The sequence below is a fragment of the Bradyrhizobium iriomotense genome (assembly GCF_018129405.1).
GTDB lineage: Bacteria > Pseudomonadota > Alphaproteobacteria > Rhizobiales > Xanthobacteraceae > Bradyrhizobium > Bradyrhizobium iriomotense_B.
The window spans coordinates 100,692-116,049 of sequence record NZ_JAFCLP010000023.1; the positions used below are offsets into that span (position 1 = coordinate 100,692).

General features: G+C 63.0%; 13 protein-coding genes and 2 pseudogenes. 3 read left to right on the forward strand and 12 right to left on the reverse strand.

Features of this window, described 5'->3' with window-relative positions; all coding sequences use genetic code 11:
- Nucleotides 1–4: 4 nt before the first annotated feature.
- The 9 genes from JQ592_RS32830 to JQ592_RS32865 form a co-directional block, all read right to left on the reverse strand.
- Nucleotides 5–160 carry a hypothetical protein gene (locus tag JQ592_RS32830; protein WP_211406863.1) on the reverse strand — a complete coding sequence of 52 codons (156 nt, stop codon included), beginning with the start codon at nt 158–160 and terminating at the stop codon, nt 5–7.
- A 95-nt stretch (nt 161–255) separates the two neighbouring features.
- Complete coding sequence (locus JQ592_RS32835; protein ID WP_211406864.1) at nt 256–837, reverse strand: flavin reductase family protein; 582 nt, start codon at nt 835–837, stop codon at nt 256–258.
- 32 nt (nt 838–869) lie between these two features.
- On the reverse strand, nt 870–1,718 hold the full coding sequence (locus JQ592_RS32840; RefSeq protein ID WP_211406865.1) for an ATP-binding cassette domain-containing protein: 849 nt from the start codon (nt 1,716–1,718) through the stop codon (nt 870–872).
- A gap of 20 nt (nt 1,719–1,738) precedes the next feature.
- Nucleotides 1,739–2,545: an aliphatic sulfonate ABC transporter permease SsuC gene (gene ssuC, locus JQ592_RS32845; RefSeq protein WP_211406866.1), complete on the reverse strand. Its 807-nt coding sequence runs from the start codon at nt 2,543–2,545 to the stop codon at nt 1,739–1,741.
- Complete coding sequence (gene ssuD / locus JQ592_RS32850; protein WP_211406867.1) at nt 2,542–3,705, reverse strand: FMNH2-dependent alkanesulfonate monooxygenase; 1,164 nt, start codon at nt 3,703–3,705, stop codon at nt 2,542–2,544. Before ssuD ends, ssuC begins: the two co-directional genes overlap by 4 nt.
- Nucleotides 3,706–3,715: 10 nt before the next feature.
- Complete coding sequence (locus tag JQ592_RS38665; RefSeq protein ID WP_283816218.1) at nt 3,716–3,838, reverse strand: hypothetical protein; 123 nt, start codon at nt 3,836–3,838, stop codon at nt 3,716–3,718.
- 2 nt (nt 3,839–3,840) lie between these two features.
- Nucleotides 3,841–4,791, reverse strand: coding sequence for a sulfonate ABC transporter substrate-binding protein (locus JQ592_RS32855; protein ID WP_211406868.1), 951 nt, complete (start codon nt 4,789–4,791; stop codon nt 3,841–3,843).
- Nucleotides 4,792–5,394: 603 nt separating this feature from the next.
- Nucleotides 5,395–6,558, reverse strand: coding sequence for a cytochrome P450 (locus JQ592_RS32860; RefSeq protein ID WP_211406869.1), 1,164 nt, complete (start codon nt 6,556–6,558; stop codon nt 5,395–5,397).
- A 212-nt stretch (nt 6,559–6,770) separates the two neighbouring features.
- Nucleotides 6,771–7,730, reverse strand: a complete 960-nt coding sequence (locus tag JQ592_RS32865; RefSeq protein WP_211406870.1) for an ABC transporter substrate-binding protein — start codon at nt 7,728–7,730, stop codon at nt 6,771–6,773.
- 290 nt (nt 7,731–8,020) lie between these two features.
- Between JQ592_RS32865 and JQ592_RS32870 the strand changes: the two genes are divergently transcribed.
- Nucleotides 8,021–9,082: an NAD-dependent epimerase/dehydratase family protein gene (locus JQ592_RS32870; protein WP_211406871.1), complete on the forward strand. Its 1,062-nt coding sequence runs from the start codon at nt 8,021–8,023 to the stop codon at nt 9,080–9,082.
- A 179-nt stretch (nt 9,083–9,261) separates the two neighbouring features.
- Here JQ592_RS32870 and JQ592_RS38445 read toward each other — a convergent pair.
- The 3 genes and pseudogenes from JQ592_RS38445 to JQ592_RS32880 form a co-directional block, all read right to left on the reverse strand.
- Nucleotides 9,262–9,378, reverse strand: a pseudogene (locus JQ592_RS38445) (LuxR family transcriptional regulator); the annotation flags it as partial.
- A 474-nt stretch (nt 9,379–9,852) separates the two neighbouring features.
- Complete coding sequence (locus JQ592_RS32875) at nt 9,853–10,041, reverse strand: hypothetical protein (RefSeq protein ID WP_211406872.1); 189 nt, start codon at nt 10,039–10,041, stop codon at nt 9,853–9,855.
- Nucleotides 10,042–10,325: 284 nt separating this feature from the next.
- Entirely contained in the window at nt 10,326–12,815 is a 2,490-nt protein-coding gene (locus JQ592_RS32880; protein ID WP_246820847.1) for an arylsulfatase, read from the reverse strand.
- Between the two features lie 570 nt (nt 12,816–13,385).
- Here JQ592_RS32880 and JQ592_RS32885 point away from each other — a divergent pair.
- Nucleotides 13,386–13,580, forward strand: a pseudogene (locus JQ592_RS32885) (transposase); the annotation flags it as partial.
- 313 nt (nt 13,581–13,893) lie between these two features.
- A complete protein-coding gene (locus JQ592_RS32890; protein ID WP_211406873.1) occupies nt 13,894–15,006 on the forward strand; it encodes a helix-turn-helix transcriptional regulator in 1,113 nt (370 codons plus the stop codon).
- Nucleotides 15,007–15,358 lie beyond the last annotated feature (352 nt).

Genomic DNA, 15,358 nt, shown 5'->3' on the forward strand with positions numbered 1-15,358 from the left:
AGTTCTACGAATAACTCGGCGCGTCGGGCTTGCGGAAGATGTGGATGGGATCGCCCGGCACGATGGGCTGTCCCGAGAACATCGCGTAGGCGTAGAGCGCGAGATAGGCGATTGCGAGCGCGCCGATGGCGTAGAAGACTAGGGTCGCGACGCGCTTCATCGATCCGCTCCATGGCCGTCCCGGCGGGAGGCTCAGGGCGCTTCTAGAGCGATGAGGCGGAAAAGGCCAGCCTGCAGGGCGCCTGCCCGCGGCGATCAAATGCCGCGCCGGGTGCGCGCGGGAACGCTGACGTCGGCGAGCTTTGCGGCGTCCTCGTCCTGGTCGACCGCCACATACTGGCCGTGCCAATAAGCGAGCGCCGCGTTGCGGGTCGAGTTCCTGACGTCCCTGACACGGCCGATGACGATGCCGTGCGAGTGCCGCTCGACGATCTCCTCGACCTCGCAGTCGAACACCGACAAAGCGCCGACCAAGAGCGGAACGCCCGAGACCGCCGTCACCCATTTGGCGCCCGCGAAGCGATCGACACCCTTCAGCCCGCCCTTGCCAGCAAAGCGCTCGGCAATGTCGAGCTGGTCGGCGTTGAGGATGTTCACGCCGAAGGCGCCATGGCGCTTGATCAGCGGGAAGGACGAGGCATCGCGGTTGATGCTGACCAGCAGGGTCGGCGGCTCGACCGACAGCGAGGTGACGGATGTCACCGTCATGCCGGTGATGTCCTTGCCCCGCCCCGCGGTGATGACACTGACGCCACCGGTGAGGTGGCGCATGGCGCCGCGGAAATCGGCGGGCGAAACGGGGATTTCGGTCATGAGGTCGCGGGGTACTACATTCATGGCATGGTCCCCGAAGCGGGGTTCCCCTGTATTTAGGTACGATCGTCCGCCGACAACAGGTGGCTCAGGATCGAGCCTTCGAGACCCGCGAGCTCGGCCGAGCCGCGCTGGCGCGGCCGGGCGGCGCTAACCACGACGTCATGGGCAATCCGGCCCTCCTCGATGACGAGCACCCGGTCGGCCAGGGCAACGGCTTCCGAGACGTCGTGGGTGACCAGGATCGCGGTAAAACCCTGGTCGCGCCAGACGCGCTCCAGGAGGCGCTGCATCGAGATGCGGGTCAGCGCGTCGAGCGCACCGAGCGGCTCGTCGAAGGCGAGCACGCGCGGACGAGACACCAGCGCGCGGCCGAGCGCGACGCGCTGCTTCTGGCCACCCGACAGCACCGACGGCCACTGGTCGCGCTTGTCGGCGAGGCCAACCTCGGTCAGCGCCTTCTCGGCGCGGGCATGCGCATCCTTCGATGCGCGATCGCGGCCGAGACCGACCTCGACATTGGCGAGCACGCGCGCCCAAGGCAGCAGCCGCGGCTCCTGGAACATCACGCGGATGTCTTCGGGCTGCACATCCTGACCGAAGCCGATGCTGCCGGCATCGATCTTCTCCAGGCCTGCGATGAGACGCAGCAGCGTGCTCTTGCCGCAGCCGCTTTTTCCGACGATGGCGACGAACTGGCCGGCGGGGATATGCAAATCGATGCCGCGCAGCACCTCGTTGTCGCCGAAGGATTTGCGCAGGCCCCGGATGCTCAGCGGCAGGCCTGTGGTCTGCACTCGCCGTTCTTCTTGCCGCTCCTCGCGCGCCACGCGGGCGTGAGGCGCGAAACTGGCGCGGCTGGCGAGCTCGGTCTCGGGAAGGGAGGTACGAAGCGCTGTCTGCATGTGATTCCCAGTATTTCTGCTCAACGTTTCTGGAAGGCGGGGTGCCAGGAGAGCGTCAGGCGCTCCAGCACGCGGGAGGCGCTGTCGGCGAGCTTGCCGAGCAGGGCGTAGATCAGGATCGAGAGCACGACGACGTCGATCAGCATGAACTCGCGCGCCTGCATCGCCATGTAGCCGAGGCCCGATGACGCCGCGATCGTCTCGGCAACGATTAGCGTCAGCCACATGATGCCGAGCGCGAAGCGGATGCCGACGAAGATCGAGGGTAGCGCGCCCGGGAAGATGACGCGGCGGAACAATTCGCCGTCGGTCATGCCGTAGATGCGGCCCATCTCGATCAGCTGCGGGTCGACGGTGCGAATGCCGTGCAGCGTGTTGAGGTAGATCGGGAAGAACACGCCCAGCGCCACGAGGAAGAGCTTGGCGCTCTCGTCGATGCCGAACCAGAGGATGACCAGCGGGATCAGCGCCAGATGCGGCACGTTGCGCACCATCTGCAGCGTGGTGTCGGTGAGCTTGGCCGAGAGCTGCGACAGGCCGTTGGCGAGCCCGAAGGCGAAGCCGATGCTGCCGCCGATCAGAAAACCGATCGAGGCACGCCAGAACGAGACCCAGATGTTGCGGACGAGCTCGCCGGAGAGCAGCAGCTTCCAGCCCGCCAGCGCAACGTCACTCGGCGCCGGCAGCACACGCGTCGGCACGAAGCCGGTGACGCAGGCGACCTGCCAGATCGCGATGATGGCGAGCGGCACGATCCATTGGACCAGGCCGTCGAGCCGCGGCAGGCGGACGCTGCGGGGGAGAGAGATGCTGTCGATGAGACTCATGATTGCGACACCCGATGCTGCGGACGGAAATCGCTGCCGACCGTCTCGCCGAAAGGACCGCCGTTGAAGTGAAGCTTGGTCACGTTGGAGGGCTGCTCCAGCGAGAGCAGCGGGAACACCAGCTCGGCGAAGCGATAGGCTTCCTCAAGATGCGGGTAGCCCGACATGATGAAGGTATCGATGCCGAGATCCTGATACTCCTTGATCCGCGCCGCGACGGTCTGGGCGTCGCCGACCAGCGCCGTGCCGGCGCCGCCGCGGACGAGGCCGACACCGGCCCACAGGTTCGGGGCAATCTCGAGCTTGTCGCGCTTGCCGCCATGGAGCTGCGCCATGCGCTGCTGGCCGACCGAGTCCATACGGGCAAAGTTCTTCTGCGCCAGCGCGATGGTGTCGTCGCTGACATGCTTGATCAATTCGTTCGCCGCGCGCCAGGCCTCTTCGTTGGTTTCGCGGACGATGACGTGAAGGCGGATGCCGAAGGAGAGTTTTCGGCCGCGCGCGCTGGCGACCTCGCGCACCTTCGCGATCTTCTCGGCAACCAGGGCCGGCGGTTCGCCCCAGGTGAGATATTTGTCGACGGTGTCGACGGCGACGTCGACGCCGGCATCGGACGAGCCGCCGAAATAGAGCGGCGGGCGCGGCGACTGCACGGGCGGAAACAGCAGCTTGCCACCCTCGACATGGATGTGCTTGCCCTCGACGTTGACGGTCTTGCCGGCGAGCAGGTCGCTGTAGACGTTGAGGAACTCGCGGGTGACCTCGTAGCGCTCGTCGTGAGCAAGGAAGACGCCATCGCCCTTGTTCTCGACGGGATCGCCGCCGGTGACCACGTTGACGAGAAGCCGGCCATTGCTGACACGGTCGAGCGTCGCGGTCATGCGCGCGGCGACGCTTGGCGATTGCAGGCCGGGCCTCACCGCCACGAGGTAGCGCAGCCGCTCGGTGAAGGGCGCGACGCTGGAAGCAACGATCCAGGAATCCTCGCAGGACCGCCCCGTCGGCAGCAGCACGCCGAAATAGCCGAGTTGGTCGGCGGCCTGCGCGATCTGGCGCAGATAGTTGATATTGACCTCGCGGCCACCGATGCCGGTGCCGAGATAGCGGCCGTCACCGTGCGTCGGCAGGAACCAGAGGATGTTGGCGTTGGATTGGCTCATCGATGTGCCCCTAGCCGTAGGTCGTGCCGACGGCGGCCGCGACGATGCCGATGGACATGACGATGGCTGCGATCACGCGTTGAACGATGCGCTTCATGTTCAGACCTTTTGAAATGGGAAGAGTGGTCGGCACGGTCAGGCTGCCGGATTGCGCCAGACGATGTCGCGGATGACGATCGGCTTGGGGATCAGGCCGAGCTTGTAGAAGCGGTCGGCGACACCCTGCTGGGTCACGACGATGTCGTCGGTGACGGGACCGACTACGAAGTTCGCGCGATTGGCGGCGACGGTCTGGATATCCAGCGGGACGCCGGTGATCGCGGCGAGCGATTTGGCCACCTCGTCGCGGTGCTGCTCGGCCCATTTGCCGGCCGCGGTGGTCACATCGACAATCTGTTGCAGGATGGCGGCGTGGTTCTTCGCGAAATCGCGATTGGCGATGAAGAAGGAGTTGGTCTTGGTGACCTCGCGCGCATTGATCAGGATGCGGCCGTTCTGCCTGGTCTCGCCGATCGCGAAGTAAGGATCCCAGATCGCCCAGGCCTCAATGCTGCCATTGGCGAAGGCAGGCCCGGCATCCGGCGGCGTCAGGTAAACGGGCGTGATGTCGGCATAGGTGAGTCCGGCCTTCTCAAGCGTCTGCACCACGATGTTGTGGGCGCTGGAGCCCTTGGTGAAGCCGATGCGCTTGCCCTTGAGGTCGGCGATGGTGCGGATCGGCGAATCCTTCGGCACCAGGATGCCCTGGCCGTTGGTGATGGGCTGGCCTGCGGCGTAGACGATCGCGGCGCCGGCGGCTTGCGCGAACACCGGCGGGGAATCGCCGACCGCGCCGAAATCGACGCTGCCGACGTTCATCGCCTCCATCATCGGAGGGCCCGACGAGAACTCGATCCATTTCACCTCGATGCCTTGCGGCGTGAAATGTTTTTCCAGGACAGCCTGCTGACGCGTGATGACCAGCACGCCGGTCTTCTGGTAGCCGATACGAATTTCCTTCACCGCGCCTTGCGCGTTGGCGGGCGAGGCGAAGGCAGCGGCGGCCGCTGTTCCGATCGACAGTTTCAGAAAGTCGCGACGCTGCATTCCACACTCCCGGCCGCATGCGGCCGTCATCCATCTGCGTTCGGGAATGATGGTGCGCCTTCGCGGAGGTGTCGAGACGTGCGGGAAAATAGCGATGCGAGCACTGCGCGTGTGGCGGAGTGCGTGATTAATCTTTCAAGCGGCCGCGATGATGCAGAGAGATTTTTCCGCACGCGAATGTGAGAGCCGTACCGCTACCGTCCGAGGCCCCGACGACCGGAACATAAAAAGTCGCAAAACAACCCCATGCACCGTAGCCGGCGCGTGCGAAAACAATGACTTACGCATTATCCGAAGTTCGTTTGACCCGTCGGGCAAAACAGGGGTATGATGGCATGGTCGGCGAATCGGAGTTGTCGACGCAAAGCGCGTCCCACTGCCTCGCTGTCATTCCCCGCCACCGGGTCTCGCCTCCGGCGAGCCCGATGACAGGCTCCGGCGGGGAATCCAGTATTCCAGAGACGCCAGAGCTTCACACGACTGCCGCGGCGTACTGGATCGCCCGCCCCAGTGCGCAACTGCGCACAAGGCGGGCGATGACACCGCTGTTGTGGCAAGCACATGCCTCCATCTCGTTGGTGCGAAGCACAGATAGTTTGCGAGCTAATGCCACTTCACCGGCAGATTCTGCAGCCCGCGGAACGCCCAGCCGCCGATCCGCACCGGCTCGTCATCGGCGATCTCGATGCGCCCCGCACGCGCGAACAATGTCGGCAGCGCGACGTCGGCGATCATCGCGCGTGAAGCGAAAGCGCCGGCGCAGAAATGCGGGCCGGCGCCGAAGGCGACGCTCTTGGTGGCGTCGCGACGCACGTCGAACTGATCGGCGCGTTCAAAATGCTTCTCGTCGCGGTTGGCGGAGCCGAACATCAGGAACACGCGCTCGTCGGTTTCGAACGACACATTGCGAATGGTCCAGGGCTTTGCGATGCGCCGCGGCGACATGCCGATCGGCGAGATCCAGCGCGCATATTCCTCGAAGGCCTGCAGCCAGGACACTTCACCGCGCCGGACCAGATCGAGCTGCTCGGGATGGGTCAGCAGCGCCCAGACCGTGCCGGCAATCGCCTTGCGCGGCTCGTTCTGACCGCCCGATATCGCGAGTTTTACATTCGCGCGTACGCTCTCCATCGGCATGCCCGAGGCGAGGAGCACGCCGAGAATGCTCTGGTCGGGATCCTTGCGCTTCACCGGCAGGATATCGTCGATCGCGGCGTCGATGCCCGACGTTGCCGCGTGACAGCGCGCCTCGACCGCGGGATCACCGGCGTAATTGGCGATGCCCTCGATCATGCCCTGCGACCACGCATCCATGTCCTCGAAGCCGATATTGGTGAGGCCGGTGATCGACTTCAGGCATTCGCCGGAGAACGGCAGCGCGAAGTCGCGCATGAAGTCGATCCGCCCCGGCTCGATCGCACCGAGGATGCGATCGGCATGGGCCTGGAACAGCGCGGTCCAGTGCGCCTTCACCGTCTTCGGCGACACCGTCGGAAACATCGCGCGACGCTCGACCTGGTGCGCCTCGCCGTCCTTGCGCATCATGTTGTGACCCATCAGCCGGTTCATCAGGCCGGCCGGCTGGTGCGAGGAGAACACGTCGATCTGCTTCTCGGAGATCGAGATGTCGTCGCGGCTCGTCAGCAGCGTCGACCCAAGCTGCGGCACGAACGCGATCGGCGCCTCCTTGCGCATTCTTGCAAGCATCGGATAGGGATCGGCCCAGAATGCATCGGGATCGATGTCGATGCGCGGCGCGGTGCTCACGGCGGTCTTCCCCTGGATTTTGGTTGTCGTTCGGGCCAGACTAGCGCACTGCAGCGCCCGCCGTCTGTCCCTAGCGATGGGGACAGACCGCACTGGGGCATGTCTTCATGAAGCCGGGTGCACGCAGGCGCGATTGCGAGGTCCGCATGGACCACGACGGCGGGCATCGACAAACGCATGAGCGAAAGTCCGCTAAGGGCCAACAGACGACATCATTCGATTACTTCATTGACGCGAAGAAGGAGAGAGGGGGGAATTTGGATGCCCAAAGACCGCGCTGTAGCGGAATTGATGACTAATTCAAATGCCGTAGGCTGCTCTATGGGCAGATCACTCGGCCGAGCACCTTTCAAGATAAGTGCCGCGTAGGTGCCAGCTTTTTGTAAAGCTCCGGCTACGCTCGGTCCGTAGCTCATCAGCCCGCCTACCGCACAAAACTCGCGAAATTCATAAGTCGCCGGAAGCGAATGACGCTTTGCCAATGCAACAATTTGCTCGCGCTGAGCAAGAAAGCCTGCATCGTTTCCAACGAGTACTGCACCGACTTGAGCCCTGACCAGCTGCGCAAATGCCGGTTCGAGGTCATCCGGGTTGCGCGCTTTGGCCACTTCCAAGGACTGCCCCGTGGAGCGTGCAATTCGTTCGATCTCCAACAGCAATTCGTTGTTATCCGGGTTCACCAAGAGACCTACGGTCGCGTGTGATGGGAGGAGTTCCCGGATTAGTTCAAGCCGCTTCAGTGTGAGCGTTGCCGTCAGCATAGACACGCCGGTGGCGTTGCCTCCGGGATGAGCGAAGCTTTTCGCGAGCCCGATCTTCGTGGGGTCGGACGCAATGATGAAAACGATGGGAATGGTTGAGGTGGCACGCCTTACGGCGACAGCAACCACATTGCCTGGTGCCACGATCAAGGTTGGGTTTAGGCTGACGAGTTCGTTTGCAAGCTCGGGAAGCTTATCGTGATTTCCTCGTGCCCACCGGGCTTCTTTCGTGACGTTTTTGCCGAACACATATCCCTGTTCCGCAAGGCCTCTCTCGAATGCTGGGAAATCCGGGACAGGTGAGCCGATTTGCAATATACCGATAACAGGCATCACCGCCTGCTGGGCGCGCGCTGTGAGCGGCCATGTTGCGGCTGCGCCAAGAAGGGCTGTGAACTGACGCCGCCGCATTGAGCCCCCTCATACGAAGTGCTTCATCGTCGTACGGAGCCTAGCACTTTATAGCGGAGTGAACAGCGGACTCAAAGCGCTGCGACCCAATGTCCGAGTTGGGTCTTGGCTGTGTAAAAACGCTAAGACGACTGAGGGCGATAGAAGAAGGCAAAGCGGATGTCGCGGCATCAGCAGCTAGCTTCCGCTATGGGTCCAATTGGCGACATGGTCGCGCGTCTCTGTCTCTTACGGCGATTTGTGTTCTGGAGTAAGCTACTGACGGGAGCCCAGCTGGCAACAGGTGGGGAATGGCCGCAAAGTGCAAAGCGCTGATCGTCGGAGCCACTGGAGCCGCCTCCAAGCGTCTGGTCGAAGTCCTTGCCAAAGAACCGGAGTGGGAAGTCGTTGGCGTTTGCCGGAACCCACCGGGCCAGGTACCTGGTGAAAAGGTGCATTACGTCGCGGCCGACTTGACGGACGGTTCCGCCATGCAAGCGGTGGTCGCGGCGCATCCGGGGATCACGCACGTCTTCTATTGCTGCCGCGCCAGGCACGGGGAGATCGGCGTCAAGAGTGTCGCCGATAACGTGGCCATGTTCGGGGCTGTCCTTGAGGCGGTTGCGGAAACCGCGAGCCTGCAGCACTTCCATCTCGTCGAGGGCGGCATGTGGTATGGCATGCATCTGGGACCATTCCCGACGCCTGCCCAAGAGGATGACCCGCGGCATCTTCCGCCGAACTTTTACTATGATCAGGAGGACATGCTGCGCGCACGGCAAAGCGGTGCGCGCTGGACGTGGTCGGCCTCGCGGCCCAACTTCATCAGCGATTTCGATCCAGGTCGTCCACGTAACCTGGTCGCGATCCTCGGGGCCTGGGCAGCCATTTGCAGGGAATGCGGAATGAAGCTCGATTTTCCGGGCAAGCCCGCTGCCTTTTCGGCGCTTGCTGAACTAACGGACGCGACCCATTACGCGCGAGCAATGCGCCATATTGCAGCGGCGCCCGCCTGCGCCAACCAAGCCTTCAACGTGACTAACGGCGAGCCCTTCCGCTGGCAGCGGTTCTGGCCAAGGCTCGCCAGGACGTATGGACTTGAGGTCGGCATCGTCCGACCCATGCGGCTTGCCGACTGGATGGCGGACAAAGAGCCGCTTTGGCAGACGATGATCGCGCGCTACGGCCTCATCGAGCAATCGTTCGCCAACGTGGCACATTGGGACCTAGCCGATTTCGCGCTCAACCAGGAGCACGATGTCTTCTACAGCATGAGCCGCCTCCGAGGCGCCGGCTTCTCCGAGAGCGTCGACACGGGCAGCGTGATCCTCCACCAGATCGCCGCCTACCGCCACGCGCGAATCCTTCCCTGACACGTCGACCTGCGGTGCTCGAAGGACGTGTGGTCGCGTTCGGCCTTGACCTGAGGCCGACGCGCCTCGGCCAGCTGCGAGAAGCTCTTCCGCTCAGGGTCAGAAGGCGACGATCCTGGCGGGCGGACTGCGTGTCCGCTTTGCTCTCGGAAGCAGGTATCGCGGACCGAGAGCACCCCTTAGTTCGGGCGGCTAGGCCCCGCAAGCAGCGGCAGCACGATCGCAAACAGCTCGTGCTGCGAGGAAATGCAGAGCCGCTCATAGGCGCGCTTGCGGTAGGTCGCAACAGAGGTCAGAAAGAGACATCGCGCTCGCACATTGGCGGCCAGATCACGGGCAACGCCCGAGGCATTCGTTTCAACTCAGATGGCAGCTCCGGCCAGCAAGAAAGCGCCGCCAAGCGCGACCATCACAAGTCCAGGCCAGTTCGATTTGACGCCGAAGCCGCTACCGGGCCTTTCAGGCTCCAGCGTATCACGCCCGGAGCGAAGCCACTTCCCACCGCTGAATCGGCCTCGCCAAATGGGCTGATACGCCATTTGGAATATGCCGCCGAAAACAAGGAGCACTCCAAGCCATATGAGAGTCATGCTCACCTCCTCTACCCGCGAACGCCGATAGGTTGCTGCGCCGAGAACCGTGGTCCATTCAACGTCTGCCCGCTGCTCTCGGAATCAGACCGACCTTGAAAGCCACCGGGCGGATCAGCGCGCTGCACGCAGGCTGGGGATCGCACTCACCGAAGCTCAGACTATGTCCAAGCGTCCTGCTTAGTCCTCGTCCGGCTCGCGCACGACCGCCGGTTCGTCGGTTTGGTTTTCTTCATCGTCTTGCTCGTCCTCCTCGTCCTCCTCATCCTCTTCGTCGTCATCAGGATCTCGGGGCGGCATCGTGTTGGTCATGATCGCGAAGACATGCCGGTCGATCCTAGCGGGAACCAGCTCAGGAAGTAGGGTCATGTTGTTGCTCCTCGGATGTGACCCCTGCGACACTCTACCCCTTTTCGGCGGAGCAGACACGAAATTGGCTGCCGCCGCGGGCGAGGTCCGGTCATCTCTATCAGGCGAGCTAGGCCGTGCGCGACGTGTCCCACGCGGTCCCGGCGAGGAACACCGTCAGTCCGCTGCATCGCGTGTTTGCCGCCCTTGGCAAGGCGTGTATGCGTCAGCCCCCTATCGGTGAAGCCCTATGTCGCGCCGCCATAAAGTCTTGCCGCCGAACGTTTCCGTTCGGCGCGCAATGCCTATTGCTTGTCGCGCACCGATTTCGCGACGGTCTCCTTGTCTGCGGATGACATCTCGTTCGGCCCAAGCTTCACCGTCAGCTTGTTGAGCTTGCCGGTGAAGCGGAACGGCACCTGGTAGTCCTGGTCGTCAACCGACGTGCCGGTATCGAGGCCGACGTTGAAGGTCTCATCCCACATCAGGGTGATGGGAAGACTGCGCGGCATGGGATGGCTGTCTACCGCATTGCCGTCCACCTTCAAGGTGCCGGTGCCGCCCTTACCCAGGCCCGGTCCGTCATATTTCCAGTCGAATTCCAGCGTGTGCTTGCCCGGAGCGAGCGCCTCCTTGTCCTGCCACTTGACGCGCTCCAGGGCGACCAGATTCCAGGTAAACACCGGCCGGCCCTTCAGCAGGTAGAAGCCGTAGCCGGCGAACCGGCCGCCGTCGGTCATCAGCATGCCCTCGCCGCCGCCTTGGGGAACGTCGACCTCGGCAGTGACCGTGTACGACCGGTTCAGCAGGCTCGGCGCGGAGCCTGTTTCCGGGAACGGCACGTTGCTCAGCTCACCCGAATAGGTGAACTGGGTCCGGCCCGGAGCGTAGGTCGGCTTGTGCGAGATGAACCTGGTCAGACGCGTGTCGTCGAGCGGGAACACCTGGTACTTCGCAGCTTCCATGGTGAACAATTGCTGCATGTCACGCAGCTTGTCCGGCATCTTGGCGGCGAGGTCGTTTGACTGCGTCCAGTCTTCGTTGATGTTGTAGAGCTCCCAACGGTAGGCGTTCATGACGTCCGAGGGCGGCTCCGCCAAGGTGAGGTGCCAAGGCGGATTCAACGGAGGCGTCGAGGCCATCCAGCCATCCTGATAGACGGCCCGCTTGCCGAACATTTCGAAGTACTGCGTCGTCCTCCGGCTGGGTGCGCTGCCGCCTTCCCAGGTGTAGGCCATGCTCACGCCTTCGATCGGCTTCTGGGCGATGCCGTTGACCGTCACAGGCTCGGGGGCGCCAACCGCCTCGAGGATCGTCGGCACGACGTCGATCACATGGTGGAATTGGTGACGGATGCCGCCAGCGTCCTTGATCCGCGCCGGCCAGGCCATGGCCATGCCATTACGCGTGCCGCCGAAATACGACGCGATCTGCTTGGTCCATTTGAAAGGCGTATCCCAGGCCCACGCCCAGCCCACCGCGTAGTGGGGGTAAGTCTGGTCGGAGCCCCAGGCGTCGTAGAACTTCATGTTCATTTCGACCGTCGGGTGCACGGCATTGGCAACCGCGAACTCGTTATAGAGGCCGTGGGGCGTGCCTTCGGGGCTCGCGCCGTTGTCGCCGCTGACGTAGATGACGAGCGTATTGTCGAGCTTGCCAATATCAGCGATGGACTGGATGACGCGACCGATCTCGTGGTCGGTGTAGGCCAGGTACGCGGCATAGACGTCAGCCTGCCGGATGTAGAGCTTCTTGGCCTCGGGCGAAAGCGTATCCCACTTCGGGATGCTGTCCGGCCAGGCCGTTAGCTGCGCATTCTGCGGAATCACACCCAGCCGTTTCTGGTTGGCGAAGATCTGATCGCGCAGGTCGTTCCAACCCTTGTCGAACAGGCGCATGTCGCTGATCTTCTTGATCCACTCCGGTGTCGGATGATGCGGCGAGTGCGTGCCGCCGGGCGCGTAGTAGATCATGAAGGGACGGTCGGGCTGGACGTCGTTCAGCATCTTGATGCGCCCGATCGCCTCGTCGGCCATGGCGGTGATCAGATTCCAGCCGGGATTGCCCTGGAAGGGCTGGATCGGAGTGGTGTTGCGGAAGAGATTGTTCGGCTGCCACTGGCTCGTGTCATCGCCCGGGAAGCCGTAGAAGTAGTCGAAGCCCTTGATGGACCCGGTCGGCCAGTTGTGGAAGGGGCCGGCCTGGGTCGCTTCCCACTGCGGCAAATTGTGGTCCTTGCCGAACCAGGAGGTGTCATACCCATGATGGCGAAGGATCTCGCCGATGGCGACGGCGTCACGCGGGATGATGCTGTTGTAGCCGGGATAACCCGTCGCCTGATCGACCACGACGCCGGTGCCTACCGAATGATGGTTGCGGCCGGTGAGGAGCGCAGCGCGCGTGGGCGAGCACAGCGCGACGGTGTGGAACGCCGTGTAACGCAGACCCGTTTGGGCGATGCGGTCCAGCGCCGGCGTCGGGATCACGCCGCCGAAGGTGGAAGGCGCCGCAAAGCCCACGTCATCGGTCATGATCAACAGAATGTTCGGCGCGCCCTGCGGCGGCACAATGCGCGCCGGCCAGTACGGCTTCGATTGCACGGCATTGGGACTGATCTCGCCCTTGAACTGCTGCGGCGGATTCGGCAGGTACCTGCCGTCGATCGTGGTGGTAGCGCCCGGCGAGCCCGGCGTGCCCGTGACTTGTTGGGCGTGGGCGGCTGTCAGCGGTATCAGCAAGAGAGCGGCGAGCAGACCGCGTGAGGTGAATCGGTAATGCAGATTCGAAACGCTCATGGCTAACTCCTGAAACTGAATGGATGCGCCGGGCGGAAATCTTCTCCTGTGTCGGTAAGGCGTGGCCACCTGACTGAAGCAGGGGGCATCCGTGTCTTGATCTAAATTCGACGACGGTTCGATCTAATTCGAGGACATTTCGCGGCTGTGCTCTTGCCAGCTCGCGTTCATAGCTATCGCAAAGCAAATGCCGGAGCCGAGATGAGCTCCTAAAAAGTACTCTACCCTGGATCGCGCGACTGTCGAGTGTTTGATCCAGATCAATGGTAGCTAGAGGACGCTGGAGAGCAGCGCAATCCGGTTAGCTATCCCTCGCCGATCCGAACAAATTTGCGGTGGCAACGTCCGCCGCTGCGACAAAGAGGAAATATCTTGCAGTGCTCTTTGTTGTTCGCGGGCCTCTAACGGTTGTCACAATGGCAAACCGGACTTCGCCGGGTCAACGACGGGCGCTGGAAGCAGCGCCTTGCCCGCGTGACTCCATCGCAACATGCAGAGCCGAATCTGACAAGACCGCTACCTTGGGGCGAGACATTGAATCGCCCGTCGATACACTGTCACTCGTTGACTATTCCACCGAAACGAAATCGCAAAGACCCGATCTGCCTTAGTGCGCATCTGTATCGCGCGCGCAACTTGGTCGAGCGCTTCTTCAACAAGATCAAGCAGTGTCGGCGTGTCGCGACCCGATATGACAAACTCGCGGCCAACTATCTGGCGTTCGTCAAACTCGCATCAATCCGAATTTGGTCGCGCGCTAAATGAGTCCACGCCCTGGCATTTTTCAAGCAGGACAGAAGGCGCCCCGCCAACGGCCGGCCGGAGCCCGGCGATCACCCGGGCCTCCAGGTCCTGAGATCGCGGCGCCGCCGGGACAACCTAAGACCTCTTAAATAATTGAAATATCAAAATGATTCCTGCCATGCGTTTACCCAAGGCCGCCCGGGAAAAAGTAGCAATTGAGTTCCGCTGAAGGGGATTGGTATCAAGGGCCTAGGACGAGCGAAGCACGACGGCTCGAACGGAAACGTGCCGCGCGTCTGAAAGATCGGTCGAATCTGATGGGTCCAGCGCAGCAATGACGGGCATCGATTTCGAGCAGATTGTGGATCGCATCCATGAAGCTGCGACTGCTCCCGAGCTCTGGCCGGACGTCCTGGAAGACATCGCTCATGCCGCAGGTGCGCATGGCATGGTCATGATTACCTCGGACTCCGATCAGTGGTCTGGCGTCTGGAATGGTGTCGTGACGTCGCCGTCGATCCGCGAGGCCTTCTCGGCGTTCCTGCATAGCGACCTCTCCAGCCGGACGGAAACGACCCCGAGACTCCTGGCGCTTGATCATCCCGGCTTCGTCGGCGAGCACGAGGCGTTTTCGCCGGAAGAATGGGACCGCGATCCCTATCGGGTGGAATGGAACAAGAAGTGGGGCTTCGAGCATGCCTGCGCGACGGCGGTGCGCAGTCCGTCCGGTGAGATCATCGTCTTCCATATGGAAAGACTGGCCGGCCGGCCCGCCTTTTCGCGGCAGGACCTCGATTTTCTCGACCGCTTTCGGCCCCATCTCGCTCGGGCAGCTCTGCTGTCGACGCGCTGGCGCCTCACCCGGATGCGGGCGGCGACCGAGGCGTTGTCGCTGGTCGGCTTGCCGGCCCTCGCGATCACGCGCTCCGGACGGGTTCTGGCAGCGAACGCCTTGATCGAAGGCATGACGGATGTTCTGCAATGGTTGCCGAAGGACCGGATCGTCATCAAGGACCGCGCGGCCGACACTCTGCTGCGCGCCGGCCTGGCTCAACTGGATTCGCCGGACAAGGCCGTGTGCTCCTTCGCCGCGCGTCGCACAAGCGATCTTGACCGGGTGGTCCTTCATCTCGTTCCGATGCCGGGTGAGGCACGGGATCTGTTCGATGGGGCGGTTGGCCTCCTGATTGCGACGCCAGTCACCGCCTCCCAGGCGCCGAGCTTGGCGCTCATTCGCGGCCTGTTCGATCTCACCCCCAGCGAGGCGCGCGTGGCGCGCGGAATCGCGCAAGGACAGACGATCGGCGACATCGCGGCGCATCACGGGCTGAGCCGCGAAACAATCCGCACGCAGGTCAAGGCAGTCCTTGCCAAGACGGGAACACGCAACCAGAAGAGCGCGGCGGCGCTCTTCGGTGCTATCCCCAAATTGCCCCTCAAGGATTGAAGCCAGACTTAACCAGCCAGACCGGCCTTGCCTTGCTATGAGCAGGGCTCCTCTTCACCCAAATGGGTGAAGACACAGGTCGGCCCTCCGGGTTCAACTCTGCCAAAGGTTGGGTGTCTGGCGAGAAGCGGCGGGGATGGCGGGACCGGAATTTCCGATTTTCGAGGTGACCCTGGCTCAGCGCAGGCGAAGGAAATGGACCTGGAGCGTGTGCACCGTCCAAGGTGCGGTCGTGATGCAGGGCCGGGAATCCAGTCGACCTGCCGCAAAGTACCAGGCTGAAAGAGCGCTTTTCATGCTGCTGCTGACCGCGCCCTATCGGTCGCGACTTTCCGCATAGCGAGGCGCCATT

Bases quoted from the DNA above. Each gene is read 5' to 3' on its own strand.
- JQ592_RS32830 (WP_211406863.1), bottom strand. From the start codon at position 160: ATGAAGCGCGTCGCGACCCTAGTCTTCTACGCCATCGGCGCGCTCGCA.
- JQ592_RS32835 (WP_211406864.1), bottom strand. From the start codon at position 837: ATGAATGTAGTACCCCGCGACCTCATGACCGAAATCCCCGTTTCGCCC.
- JQ592_RS32840 (WP_211406865.1), bottom strand. From the start codon at position 1,718: ATGCAGACAGCGCTTCGTACCTCCCTTCCCGAGACCGAGCTCGCCAGC.
- ssuC (WP_211406866.1), bottom strand. From the start codon at position 2,545: ATGAGTCTCATCGACAGCATCTCTCTCCCCCGCAGCGTCCGCCTGCCG.
- ssuD (WP_211406867.1), bottom strand. From the start codon at position 3,705: ATGAGCCAATCCAACGCCAACATCCTCTGGTTCCTGCCGACGCACGGT.
- JQ592_RS32855 (WP_211406868.1), bottom strand. From the start codon at position 4,791: ATGCAGCGTCGCGACTTTCTGAAACTGTCGATCGGAACAGCGGCCGCC.
- JQ592_RS32865 (WP_211406870.1), bottom strand. From the start codon at position 7,730: ATGCGGCGGCGTCAGTTCACAGCCCTTCTTGGCGCAGCCGCAACATGG.
- JQ592_RS32870 (WP_211406871.1), top strand. From the start codon at position 8,021: ATGGCCGCAAAGTGCAAAGCGCTGATCGTCGGAGCCACTGGAGCCGCC.
- JQ592_RS32875 (WP_211406872.1), bottom strand. From the start codon at position 10,041: ATGACCCTACTTCCTGAGCTGGTTCCCGCTAGGATCGACCGGCATGTC.
- JQ592_RS32880 (WP_246820847.1), bottom strand. From the start codon at position 12,815: ATGAGCGTTTCGAATCTGCATTACCGATTCACCTCACGCGGTCTGCTC.
- JQ592_RS32890 (WP_211406873.1), top strand. From the start codon at position 13,894: ATGACGGGCATCGATTTCGAGCAGATTGTGGATCGCATCCATGAAGCT.